The 12,594-nt window shown below is 58.7% G+C and carries 9 protein-coding genes; 3 read left to right on the top strand and 6 right to left on the bottom strand.

Translation table 11 applies throughout. The features are described from left to right. Positions 1 to 58 precede the first annotated feature (58 nt). From ntrC to glnA, 5 genes are all read right to left on the bottom strand, one after another. Positions 59 to 1,495, bottom strand: a complete 1,437-nt coding sequence (ntrC, locus tag ACW9JC_RS24000; RefSeq protein WP_338584252.1) for a nitrogen regulation protein NR(I) — start codon at positions 1,493 to 1,495, stop codon at positions 59 to 61. After that, positions 1,492 to 2,577 (bottom strand): nitrogen regulation protein NR(II), encoded by a 1,086-nt coding sequence (gene glnL / locus ACW9JC_RS23995; protein ID WP_448106012.1) that lies wholly within the window; start codon positions 2,575 to 2,577, stop codon positions 1,492 to 1,494. Before glnL ends, ntrC begins: the two co-directional genes overlap by 4 nt. 230 nt (positions 2,578 to 2,807) lie before the next feature. After that, positions 2,808 to 3,422 (bottom strand): DUF4124 domain-containing protein, encoded by a 615-nt coding sequence (locus tag ACW9JC_RS23990; protein WP_457458043.1) that lies wholly within the window; start codon positions 3,420 to 3,422, stop codon positions 2,808 to 2,810. Next, positions 3,419 to 3,928: a DUF4124 domain-containing protein gene (locus ACW9JC_RS23985; protein WP_457458041.1), complete on the bottom strand. Its 510-nt coding sequence runs from the start codon at positions 3,926 to 3,928 to the stop codon at positions 3,419 to 3,421. The genes ACW9JC_RS23990 and ACW9JC_RS23985 overlap by 4 nt, the downstream gene beginning before the upstream one ends. A 166-nt stretch (positions 3,929 to 4,094) precedes the next feature. After that, positions 4,095 to 5,501 (bottom strand): glutamate--ammonia ligase, encoded by a 1,407-nt coding sequence (glnA, locus tag ACW9JC_RS23980; RefSeq protein WP_338584255.1) that lies wholly within the window; start codon positions 5,499 to 5,501, stop codon positions 4,095 to 4,097. Between the two features lie 328 nt (positions 5,502 to 5,829). Here glnA and thiI point away from each other — a divergent pair, with 328 nt between their 5' ends. Together thiI and typA are read left to right on the top strand one after the other, a co-directional pair. After that, positions 5,830 to 7,284, top strand: a complete 1,455-nt coding sequence (thiI, locus tag ACW9JC_RS23975) for a tRNA uracil 4-sulfurtransferase ThiI (protein ID WP_457458039.1) — start codon at positions 5,830 to 5,832, stop codon at positions 7,282 to 7,284. A 138-nt stretch (positions 7,285 to 7,422) separates the two neighbouring features. Further along, entirely contained in the window at positions 7,423 to 9,243 is a 1,821-nt protein-coding gene (gene typA, locus ACW9JC_RS23970) for a translational GTPase TypA (protein ID WP_046815270.1), read from the top strand. Between the two features lie 154 nt (positions 9,244 to 9,397). On the opposite strand, the gene ACW9JC_RS23965 is transcribed toward typA, so the two are convergent. Continuing rightward, on the bottom strand, positions 9,398 to 9,835 hold the full coding sequence (locus ACW9JC_RS23965) for a YkgJ family cysteine cluster protein (protein ID WP_085725491.1): 438 nt from the start codon (positions 9,833 to 9,835) through the stop codon (positions 9,398 to 9,400). Between the two features lie 256 nt (positions 9,836 to 10,091). On the opposite strand from ACW9JC_RS23965, the gene ACW9JC_RS23960 reads away from it, so the two are divergent. After that, positions 10,092 to 12,542, top strand: a complete 2,451-nt coding sequence (locus tag ACW9JC_RS23960; protein ID WP_457458037.1) for a glycogen/starch/alpha-glucan phosphorylase — start codon at positions 10,092 to 10,094, stop codon at positions 12,540 to 12,542. The last annotated feature ends 52 nt before the right edge of the window (positions 12,543 to 12,594 follow it).

Raw genomic sequence — 12,594 nt, 5'->3', positions numbered from 1 at the left:
TGTAGGAGCTGCCGAAGGCTGCGATCTTTTCGCTAACGACTAAATTCGAAAGCCGGGTTTAGCCCTCATCGCCCTCATCATCATCTCCACCATCAACCTTCATCCCCAATTCCTTGATCTTGCGAGTCAGGGTGTTACGCCCCCAGCCCAGCAACACGGCGGCATCGCGGCGGCGACCGGCGGTGTGCTTGAGCGCGGTTTCGATCATGATCCGCTCGAAAGTCGGCACGGCGCTGTCCAGCAGGCTCGACTGACCGCGAGCGAGTGCCTGGTCGGCCCACTGACGCAGCGCTTGCTCCCAGTTGGTCACCGGCGCCGAATCCTGCGGCAGACTCAGCAGCTCAGGTGGCAGGTCGCCGATATGCACTTCTCGACCCGAAGCCATCACCGTGATCCAGCGGCAGGTGTTCTCCAGCTGACGCACGTTGCCCGGCCAAGGCAGGTTTTTCAGGTATTCCTCGGTTTCGCTTTTCAGCAGCTTCGGCTCTACGGCCAACTCTTGTGCCGCGCGGCTGAGGAAGTGCTTGGCCAGGGTCGGGATGTCTTCGCGACGATCCGACAGGCGCGGGATGTGGATACGGATCACGTTGAGGCGGTGGAACAAGTCCTCACGGAATTTCCCGGCATGCACCAGGGTTTCCAGATTCTGGTGGGTCGCGGCGATGATTCGCACATCAACCTTCACCGGGACATGACCGCCAACGCGGTAAAACTCGCCATCGGCCAGGACTCGCAGCAAGCGAGTCTGGGTGTCAGCCGGCATGTCGCCAATTTCATCGAGGAACAACGTGCCACCATCGGCCTGTTCGAAACGCCCGCGACGCAGGTTGGCCGCGCCAGTGAACGCGCCTTTTTCGTGGCCGAACAGTTCGGACTCCATCAGGTCTTTCGGGATCGCTGCCATGTTCAGCGCAATGAACGGCGAAGCCGCGCGAGGGCTGTGGCGGTGCAGGGCGTGGGCAACCAGTTCTTTACCGGTACCCGATTCGCCGTTGATCAGCACGGTGATGTTGGAGTGACTCAAGCGGCCAATGGCGCGAAACACTTCCTGCATCGCCGGTGCTTCACCGATGATTTCCGGGGTACGGGTCAGGGTCGGGGCGACTTCCAGGCCTTGTTGTTCCTGGGCGTGCTGGTTGGCGCGTTTGACCAGGGAGACGGCTTCGTCGACATCGAATGGCTTGGGCAGGTACTCGAAAGCGCCGCCCTGATAGGACGCGACAGCGCTGTCCAGATCGGAGTGCGCCGTCATGATGATCACTGGCAGCCGTGGGTGCTGTTCGCGAATCCGCGCCAGAAGGTCAAGGCCGCTGGCACCGGGCATGCGGATGTCGGAGATGATCACGTCCGGCTGCTGGCGCGCCAGGCGGCTCATCACGCCATCGGCGCTGTCGAAGCTTTGCGTGGTCATGCCTTCCTGTTGCAAGGCTTTTTCCAGGACCCAACGGATAGAACGGTCGTCATCGACGATCCACACGGTTTCACTACGGCTCATGTCGATGTGGCTCCTTGTTCCAGTGGCAGAAAGATCGAGAACGTGGTGTGGCCGGGGTGGCTGTCACACTCGATCAGGCCCTGGTGCTGGCTGATGATGTTCTGGGTAATGGCCAGGCCCAGCCCGGTACCGTCCGGACGACCGCTGACCATGGGAAAGAAAATGGTTTCCTGGAGTTCCGCAGGAATGCCCGGACCGTTGTCGATGATTTCGATCTTGGTCACCAAGCGATGGCGCACGTGGCCGATGGTGAACTGGCGCATGGCGCGGGTGCGCAGGCTGATGCGGCCCAGGCGCAGCTCGTTCTGGCTGCTGATGGCCTGCATCGCGTTGCGCACGATGTTCAGGACGGCCTGGATCATTTGTTCGCGATCGATCAGGACGTCGGGAATGCTTGGGTCGTAGTCGCGCACCAAAGTGATGCAACCCTGGCTTTCCGCTTCGACCAAGTGGCAAACACGCTCCAGCACTTCATGGACGTTGCACATGGCCAGCGACGGCAGCTTGTTGGAGCCGAGCATGCGGTCGACCAGATTGCGCAGGCGGTCGGCCTCCTCAATGATCACATTGGTGTAATCGCGCAGGCTTTCTTCCGGCAGCTCACGGGCCAGCAACTGCGCCGCGCCGCGAATGCCGCCCAGCGGATTCTTGATTTCGTGAGCGAGACCGCGCACCAGCATCTTGCTGGTTTCCTGTTTCGAGATCTGTGCTTCTTCCTTGGTGATCCGCAGCAAGCGATCCCGTGGATGGACTTCGAGCAGCAGCAGCGTGTCGCCATTGCTGAGGATCGGCGTGACCGCATAATCAACCGTCAGGGTCTGGCCGGTGAGGGCGGTGAGCATCGCTTCGCGCTTGGTAAACGGGTGCGCCTGCTGGACCGCCTGGCGCAAGGAATTCAGCGCCTCGGTGGATTCGGTGAACAACTCGCTGATGAACTGCCCGTGGCTGCGCTGGCCGCTGATGGCCAAGAGCATCTCCGCCGCCGGGTTCATGTACTCAAGGCGCAATTCGGCATCGAGCAGGATGGTCGCGGTGGTGAGGTTGTCGAGTAGCAAACGGTGGAGTGCGTCGCTAATGGTCATCGGGACCTCTTTTAGGGCGGAGCATGCGCAAGAAAAAAGCGCTGACACGAGGAAAATGCAAAAACCAAACCAAGGCTCCGAAAAGAAGCGTTCAACCCCTGAAACGGGCGTTTGACGCTCGATTGCGTGGCGCTCTTTCAGCTTTCACGGGTACTTTCGAACCAAAATGGGATGCAATCGGCGCACCGTGCAACCAATCGCACCAATATAGTGCGCAAAGCTGAACGAGGTTAGAAGAACCGCAGGAACGGATTTTTTTCTTCGGCGGGTTTATCGCTGAGCGGGCATTCCGGCCGTTGGCCGTAGTCGTCGAGGGTGCAGGGTTTGACCTTGCGTTTTTGCGCGAGCGACATGCGTTGCATGTGGAATGGCTGATTGGCGGTGCGTTCGACGGTCCGGCCCTGTTCGTCGAGGATTTCCACTGACAGTTGATGAGTGCCTCGGTCGACGTTGCTCAGCGGAAATACCGGACTCGGTCCAGGGTCGGCGGTGGGTTGGCCATCAAGCAGCAATCGATAGCGATGACCCCGCTGCAGGCCCGGTTCGCTGGTGACGCTGACGATGATTTCTCCGGCGGTGCTGCGCACGGTGGCGTCAGGCTCCGGCACCAGAATGCGCAGCATGTCGTAGTGGAACAGTGGTTTTTTCTCGGCCTTCTTTGTGGCAATCGCCGCTGACGTACCTGGTGCGGCCATGCGATTGCCGGTTGCCAGCGGCACACGTTTGGCGTTGCCGGTATTGGGTTGATCGGTGAACACCCGATTGCCCTGTGTATCTATGTAAGTAAAAACCTCCGCCGTTGCCGGCAGAGCGAACAGGCAGGCGATCAGCAGCCAACACTTCAAGGCTTGTGCACCCGTTGCACGGTAAAGGTCACGCTGGGGCTTTGCTGGACCACGGTTTCGCCGTCGATCACCTGCACGGCGAGGCTATGCGTGCCGCGGTCGATGTTCACCAGTTGCAGGATCGGAACATTACTCGGCTGGCCATAGGGTTGTTCGTCCAGTACCAGTCTGAGCAGATGCGGCCCTTGAAGGCGCGGTTTGATCAACACGTTGACGGTGAAAGTGCCGTTGTTGGCGCGCAGGGCTTCGGTGGTGGGCAGGCCGGTCAGTTCCAGTACCTCGTAGGCGTTCTGGGGTTGTTCGTTGGTATTGGGTTGCGTGGGTGCTGCTGGAGGGGTTTGCGGCTCCACGCTGTTGAGCGGTGGCAGCTCGATCGTTTGGGCCTTCACGCCATCCGGCGGTTGATTGCTGTACGCGGTGTTGCCATCGGCGTCCGTGTACTTGTAGATCTGCGCTGCGGCAGGCAGGGCGATCAGCACCAGGATGAAGAGAAAAGCACGACCCATAAAATCAACCGCAAACGAAAGCATTGGGTTGCAGCATAGGTCAGGGGCGGCGGTTGGCCCAGCTTGTTCATGTTTGGGTACAGAAGATCTTTTGATTTGTGATCATAAAAAAGGCCTCCCGAAGGAGGCCTCTTTTTGTCACGCCGCTTGCGCTGGCGCTACCGGATCAGCAGCTGTAGTACAGCTCGTATTCCAGTGGGTGTACGAAGGTGCGTACCTTGATTTCTTCTTCGCTTTTCAGAGCGATGTAAGCGTCGATGAAGTCGTCGGAGAACACGCCGCCTTTGGTCAGGAACGCACGACCTTTGTCCAGCTCTTCCAGGGCTTCTTTCAGGCTGCCGCAAACTTGTGGGATCTCTTTCGCCTCTTCAGGCGGCAGGTCGTACAGGTTTTTGTCAGCTGCGTCGCCAGGGTGGATCTTGTTCTGGATGCCGTCCAGGCCAGCCATCAGCAGTGCAGCGAAGCCCAGGTACGGGTTGGCTGCTGGATCCGGGAAGCGGGCTTCGATACGGCGAGCGCGAGGGCTGGACACGTAAGGAATACGGATCGAAGCGGAACGGTTGCGAGCCGAGTAGGCCAGCATTACCGGAGCTTCGAAACCTGGGACCAGACGCTTGTAGGAGTTGGTCGACGGGTTGGTGAAGCCGTTCAGGGCCTTACCGTGCTTGATGATACCGCCGATGAAGTACAGAGCGGTGTCGGACAGGCCGGCATAGCCTTCGCCTGCGAAGGTGTTCTTGCCATCTTTGGCGATGGACAGGTGGACGTGCATGCCCGAACCGTTGTCGCCGTACAGAGGCTTAGGCATGAAGGTCGCGGTGCGGCCGTATGCATCAGCAACGTTGTGTACGCAGTACTTCAGGGTTTGAACTTCGTCAGCCTTGGCAACCAGGGTGTTGAACTTCACGCCGATTTCGTTCTGGCCGGCAGTTGCCACTTCGTGGTGGTGAACTTCGATGACCAGGCCCATTTCTTCCATGGCGTTGCACATGGAGGTACGGATTTCGTGGTCGTGGTCGAACGGAGGAACCGGGAAGTAGCCGCCTTTGACGCCTGGACGGTGGCCTTTGTTGCCGCCTTCCACGTCCTGGTCGGACATCCACGAACCTTGTTCGGAGAAGATCTTGAACATCGAACCGGAGATGTCGGACTTGAACTTCACTTCGTCGAAGATGAAGAATTCTGGCTCTGGACCAACGAATACGGTGTCACCGATACCGGTCGACTTCAGGTATTCCTCGGCACGCTTGGCGATCGCACGTGGGTCGCGGTCGTAGCCTTGCATGGTCGAAGGCTCGATCACGTCGCAGACCAGGATCAGGGTCGGCTCTTCGGTGAACGGGTCGAGAACGGCAGTGCTGTCATCCGGCATCAGGATCATGTCGGAAGCTTCAATGCCTTTCCAGCCAGCGATGGAGGAACCGTCGAACATTTTGCCTTCTTCGAAGAAAGCGTCATCCAGCGCGTCGCGAGCCGGCATGGTCACGTGGTGCTGAGTGCCTTTGGTGTCCGTGAAGCGCAGATCAATCCACTTGACGTCATGATCTTTGATGAGTTGAACCGACTTCGACATACTGTCCTCCGGGTGGATTAGGGCTGGTAGTGGATGCCCTTAAATGTTTGTGATGCCGGCGCGAATACTCTGCCAAGGCAACCTGCCTCACAAGGGAGCAAATTGCATGCCAGTGCCCCACCATGGGTTTTTTGCCCAAAATTCACGCTTATAAAGGTGCAAAGCGCCTGAATGCGGAAAATCTCGCCCTACAATGTGGCGTTAAAATCGAAAAATGACCTGTTTTGGTGCGCGCAAAACCTTCTGCACATTAACTGGTTAAACCTTGAGCAATTTCCGCTATAATCCGCGCCCCCCTTTTTCGGCAGGCCCTGCGCGCGCTGTTTCCATGAAATTAATCGTAAAAGTCTTCCCCGAGATCACCATCAAGAGCCGCCCGGTACGGATGCGTTTCATCCGCCAATTGGCCAAGAACATCCGTGCCGTGCTCCGCGATCTGGACCCGGCTGTGGTGGTGAACGGCGTGTGGGACAACCTCGAGCTGGAAACCCGCGTCAGTGATCCCAAGGCCCTGAAAGAGATGGGCGAGCGCCTGAGCTGCATGCCGGGCATCGCGCACTTCCTGCAAATCGACGAATACCCGTTGGGCGATTTCGACGACATCGTTGCAAAGTGCAAGCAGCACTACGGCGATGCGCTGGCCGGGAAGATTTTCTCGGTGCGTTGCAAGCGTGCTGGCAAGCACCCATTTAGCTCCATAGATATCGAAAAATATGTCGGCAGCCAGTTGCGCCGGCAGTGCGGTGCCGCCGGGATCGACCTGAAAAAGCCGGAAATCGAAGTCCGCATCGAAGTTCGCGACCAACGGTTGTTCGTGATCCACAGCCAGCACAACGGCATCGGCGGTTATCCGCTGGGTGCGCTGGAGCAGACGCTGGTGCTGATGTCCGGCGGTTTCGACTCCACCGTGGCGGCCTACCAGATCATGCGCCGCGGCCTGATGGCCCATTTCTGCTTCTTCAATCTGGGCGGACGAGCCCACGAACTGGGCGTCATGGAAGTCGCGCATTTCATCTGGAAGAAGTACGGCAGCTCCCAACGCGTGTTATTTGTCAGTGTGCCGTTCGAGGAAGTGCTGGGAGAAATTCTCGGCAAAGTCGATAACAGTCATATGGGCGTAGTATTGAAGCGTATGATGTTGCGCGCTTCCTCGCAGATTGCCGATCGACTGCATATTGAAGCGCTGGTGACCGGTGAGGCGATCTCCCAGGTTTCGAGCCAGACACTGCCGAACCTGAGCGTGATCGACTGCGTGACCGACAAACTGGTCTTGCGTCCGCTCATCGCCAGCCACAAGCAGGACATCATCGACCTGGCCAACGAGATCGGTACCGCCGATTTCGCCAAGCACATGCCGGAATACTGCGGGGTCATCTCGGTTAATCCGAAGACCGCAGCCAAGCGCCATCGCGTCGAGCATGAAGAGAAAGAATTCGATATGGCGGTACTCGAGCGTGCGCTCGAAAACGCCAAACTGGTGCCGATCGATCGCGTGATCGACGAATTGGGCCAGGACGTTCAGATTGAAGAAGTCAGCGACGCGCTGGCCGGTCAGATCGTGATCGACATCCGCCACCCGGATGCCGCCGAGGATGACCCGCTGGAACTCGCTGGTATCGAGGTACAAACGATGCCGTTTTATGCGCTGAACGCTCGTTTCAAGGAACTGGACCCTACTCGCCAGTACCTGCTGTATTGCGACAAAGGCGTGATGAGTCGCCTGCATGCCCACCATTTGCTCAGTGAGGGGCATGCCAATGTGCGCGTTTATCGACCGAGCTAAGAGCCCGGGGCTGTATGCCTGTGGCCTGCGTCACCGGCCCCCCGACTCTGCCGTCAAGCTGTAACGGCAAGGCCTGACTCTACTGTAATCGCTGCCAAGACTTGTCAGCACACCGAATCCTCTGATCGAGATACACAAGTGATCGAAAATCTACGCAACATCGCCATCATTGCTCACGTTGACCATGGTAAAACCACCCTGGTAGACAAACTCCTGCGTCAATCCGGCACTCTGGAGCGCAACGAGCTCAACGACGAGCGCGTGATGGACTCCAACGACCAGGAAAAAGAGCGCGGTATTACCATTCTGGCGAAAAACACCGCCATCAACTGGAACGGCTACCACATCAACATCGTGGACACCCCGGGCCACGCCGACTTCGGCGGCGAAGTTGAACGCGTAATGTCGATGGTCGACTCCGTTCTGCTGCTGGTTGACGCTCAAGACGGCCCTATGCCGCAAACCCGTTTCGTGACCAAGAAGGCTTTCGAAGCCGGCCTGCGTCCGATCGTTTGCATCAACAAGGTTGACCGTCCAGGCGCGCGTCCGGACTGGGTTCTGGACCAGATCTTCGACCTGTTCGACAACCTGGGTGCCACCGAAGAACAGCTGGACTTCAAAGTCGTGTACGCCTCGGCCCTGAACGGTATTGCCGGTCTGGACCACAACGAAATGGCTGAAGACATGACCCCGTTGTACCAGTCGATCGTCGACAACGTACCGGCGCCGGCTGTTGACCGTGACGGTCCGTTCCAGATGCAGATCTCCGCACTGGACTACAACAGCTTCTTGGGTGTTATCGGTGTTGGCCGTATCGCTCGTGGTCGCATCAAGCCGAACTCCCCGGTTGTGGCTATCGGCGCTGACGGCAAGAAGCGTAACGGTCGTATCCTGAAGCTGATGGGTCACCACGGTCTGCACCGTGTAGACGTTGAAGAAGCTGCTGCAGGCGACATCGTTTGCATCAGCGGCATGGACTCGCTGTTCATCTCCGACACCCTGTGCCACCCGGACACCGTTGAAGCGATGAAGCCGTTGACCGTCGACGAGCCAACCGTTTCCATGACCTTCCAGGTAAACGACTCGCCATTCTGCGGTAAAGAAGGCAAGTTCGTGACTTCCCGTAACATCAAGGAACGTCTGGACAAAGAGCTGCTGTACAACGTTGCACTGCGCGTTGAAGAAGGCGACTCGGCTGACAAGTTCAAGGTTTCCGGCCGTGGCGAACTGCACCTCTCGGTACTGATCGAAACCATGCGTCGCGAAGGCTTCGAAATGGCTGTAGGCCGTCCGGAAGTGATCATCCGTCTGGTTGACGGCGTGAAGCACGAACCGTTCGAAAACGTCACCATCGACCTGCCGGAAGAATCCCAGGGCAAGGTGATGGAAGAGATGGGCCTGCGTAAGGGCGACCTGACCAACATGGTGCCGGATGGCAAGGGCCGTGTACGTCTGGAATACAACATCCCTGCTCGTGGTCTGATCGGTTTCCGTAACCAGTTCCTGACCCTGACCAACGGCGCTGGCATCCTGACCTCGATTTTCGACCGTTACGACGTGATGAAGTCGGGCGACATGTCCGGCCGTCAGAACGGCGTTCTGGTTTCGGTTGAAACCGGCAAGGCACTGACCTACTCCCTGGAAACCCTCCAGGCACGTGGCAAGCTGTTCGTTGAACACGGTCAGGAAATCTACAACGGTCAGATCGTTGGTCTGAACAGCCGTGACAACGACCTGGGCGTTAACCCTACCAAGGGCAAGAAGCTCGACAACATGCGTGCTTCGGGTAAAGACGAAACCATCGCTCTGGTTCCACCTGTTCGCTTCACCCTGGAACAGGCTCTGGAATTCATCCAGGACGACGAGCTGTGCGAAGTCACTCCTAAGTCCATCCGTCTTCGCAAGAAGATCCTGGACGAAAGCGAGCGTACCCGCGCTGCCAAGAAAGCCAAGGCATAAGATTTAGCCCGGCTTAACGAAAACGCCCCCGGTCGTAAGGCCGGGGGCGTTTTTGTTTGTCTGGGATTTGTGTGGTGTTTGTACTGGCGCCATCGCTAGCAGGCTAGCCTGCTAGCGATGGCGACCGATCAGCCGCCAAAATTTTCAGGACGGATCAGAACCGCTCGATCGACCGAGAATTGCGCTCGCGCTCCACTTCCTTCGGCTTGTACGCGCAATACCCCGGTCGTGGGCCGATTTTCGGGTGGTTGCGGCAAGTATCCGGGCGCTTTTCATAAATAGTGCACAGACGGCTCTTACGATCCAGGTAGTAGCAATCGTTGTTGCTCATGCGCTGGAGTGTGAAGATTCCTGACTTCTGGTTGAAACGCTCGACCAAACCTTCCTTTTGCAGGCGCTTGGCGATGTTCTTCGGCGGGTCACCCAGCTCGAATTCATCGACCACGCCGATACGGACCAGATCCTTGATCTTGACCTCGACCGGCAGGGTGCAGCAGCTGGACATGCACGAGCCGCACATCGGGGCGGAGTACTTGGCCCAGGTATCGAGTCGGTCGATCTCCGCGGCGGCGATCAGGTTCGGCTTCATCATCGGTTGTTACCAGCGTGTGCATCAGGGCGCGCGATCATACCGGGACTGGTGGATTTTTGAACAACCTTTCGCCAGATTTTTTCTTTGCTGCCTCGTAACACCGTTAATCCGGCACGGCCCCTGCATTGATTCAGGCACATGACAATGTATTGCCGACCCGATTCGCACTAACAGGAAAAACTGCCGAACCAGAGCCTCTACCGCCTGTCAGACCGTCTAGGCTCAGACAACTCCAAGCTCGCTCGAGGTCCTATCGATGACTCAAGAACCACTTGTTCGCGAAGCAGAGGTGGCCGCATTCCGCGACGCCGTCTTGACCAAACTCACCTACGCGGTGGGCAAAGACCCGGATCACGCCTTCGACCATGACTGGTTCGAAGCCATTGCCCTGGCCGCGCGGGACCACATGGTCGAGCACTGGATGGACCACACGCGGCAGATCTACCGCAAAGGTCAGAAGCGCGTTTACTACCTTTCCCTGGAATTCCTCATCGGTCGATTGCTCTTCGACAGCCTGAGCAACCTCGGCCTGCTCGACGTAGCCCGCGAGGCCCTGACTGAACTCGGCGTCGACCTTGAGCGCATCCGCCTGCTGGAACCCGATGCGGCGCTGGGCAACGGTGGCCTGGGGCGTTTGGCGGCGTGCTTCCTGGAAAGTATGTCGACCCTCGGCATCGCCGGTCACGGTTACGGTATTCGCTACGAACACGGCCTGTTCCGCCAGGCCATCGTCGACGGTTGGCAGCAGGAACAGACCGAACACTGGCTGGATTTCGGTAACCCGTGGGAGTTTGAGCGGCCGGAAGTGGTTTATCCGATCGGTTTCGGTGGCAGTGTCGAGACCGTCACCGATGAAAGCGGCAAGTCCAAGCAAGTCTGGCACCCGGCGGAAACCGTACGGGCCATTGCCTACGACACGCCGGTGGTCGGCTGGCGCGGGGCGAGCGTGAACACCTTGCGCCTGTGGCGCGCGCGGGCCATGGAAGATTTGCACCTGGAACGCTTCAACGCTGGCGACCACCTGGGCGCGGTCGCCGAAGTGGCCCGGGCGGAGAGTATCTCCCGCGTGCTCTACCCGGCGGACAGCACCGAAGCCGGGCAGGAACTTCGTCTGCGCCAGGAATATTTCTTCGTCGCCGCGTCTTTACAGGACTTGCTGCGCCGTCATCGCAACATGCACACCTCGGTGCTGACCCTGGGCGATCACGCTTCGATCCAGCTCAACGACACCCATCCCTCGATCGCGGTGGCCGAGCTGATGCGTCAATTGGTCGACGTGTATGACGTGGCCTGGGACGCGGCGTGGCAGGTCACGGTCGACACGCTTTCCTACACCAACCACACACTGCTGCCCGAAGCACTGGAAACCTGGCCGGTCGGCTTGATGGAACGCATGCTGCCGCGACACATGCAGATCATCTACCTCATCAACGCCCAGCACATCGACTCGCTGCGCGCCAAAGGCATCCACGACTTCGACGTACTGCGCGCGGTTTCGCTGATCGAAGAAGACAACGGCCGCCGCGTGCGCATGGGCAACCTGGCGTTTCTTGGTTCCCACAGCGTCAACGGCGTATCCGGGCTGCACACGCAGTTGATGCGCAAAACGGTGTTCTCCGAGTTGCACAAGCTCTACCCGGAACGGATCAACAACAAGACCAACGGCATCACCTTCCGCCGGTGGCTGTATCAGGCCAACTCCGAGCTGACCTCGATGCTGGTCGATGCCCTCGGTCCGGAACTGTTGGACAATCCCGAAGAACGGTTGCTCGGCCTTGAGCCGTTCGCCGAGAAGACCGCGTTCCGCAAAGCTTTTGCCGAACAGCGGCTGCACAGTAAAAAAGCCTTGGCCTACCTGATTCACGAGCGGCTGGGGATTGCGGTCAATCCGGCGGCGATGTTCGACGTGCAGGTCAAGCGCATCCACGAGTACAAACGCCAGTTGCTCAACCTGATGCACACCGTGGCGCTGTACCAGGCGATTCGCGCCGAGCCGGAAATCGACTGGGTGCCGCGGGTGAAAATCTTCGCCGGTAAAGCGGCGGCCAGTTATCACCAGGCCAAGCTGATCATCAAGTTGACCAACGACATCGCTCGGGTGGTAAACAACGACCCGACCGTGCGCGGCTTGCTCAAAGTGGTGTTCCTGCCCAACTACAACGTCAGCCTCGCGGAGAGCATCATTCCGGCGGCGGATTTGTCCGAGCAGATTTCCACCGCCGGTTTCGAGGCGTCTGGCACCAGCAACATGAAGTTCGGCCTCAACGGCGCGCTGACCATCGGTACGCTGGACGGTGCCAACGTGGAAATGTGCGAGCGCATCGGCGCCGAGCACATGTTCATCTTCGGCCTCAGCGCGCAACAGGTTGAAGCGCGCAAGCAGAACCACGAGTTCAGCGCGGTGCCGGACATCGCCGCATCGCATCGGCTCAACGATGTGTTGCAGGCCATCCGCGGCGGGGTGTTCTCGCCGGATGACCCGTCCCGTTATGCCGGCTTCATCGACTCGCTGGTGGACTACGACCGTTTCCTGGTCTGCGCCGATTTCGATTCCTACTGGAGCGCGCAGATGCGGGTCGAAGCCCATTGGCATGACTCGCAGCAATGGTGGCGTTCAGCGGTGTTGAACACGGCACGGATGGGCTGGTTCTCGTCGGACCGGACGATTCGTGAATATGCCACCGAGATCTGGAAGGCGTTGGAGTAAGTCTTCGGTCGGATCGATATACTGGCGCGCCGCAAAAGATCGCAGCCTTCGG

The organism is Pseudomonas sp. SDO5591_S426 (assembly GCF_054070755.1).
The sequence above is the reverse complement of the archived record's forward strand: the minus strand, read 5'-3'. Positions and strand labels throughout refer to the sequence as shown.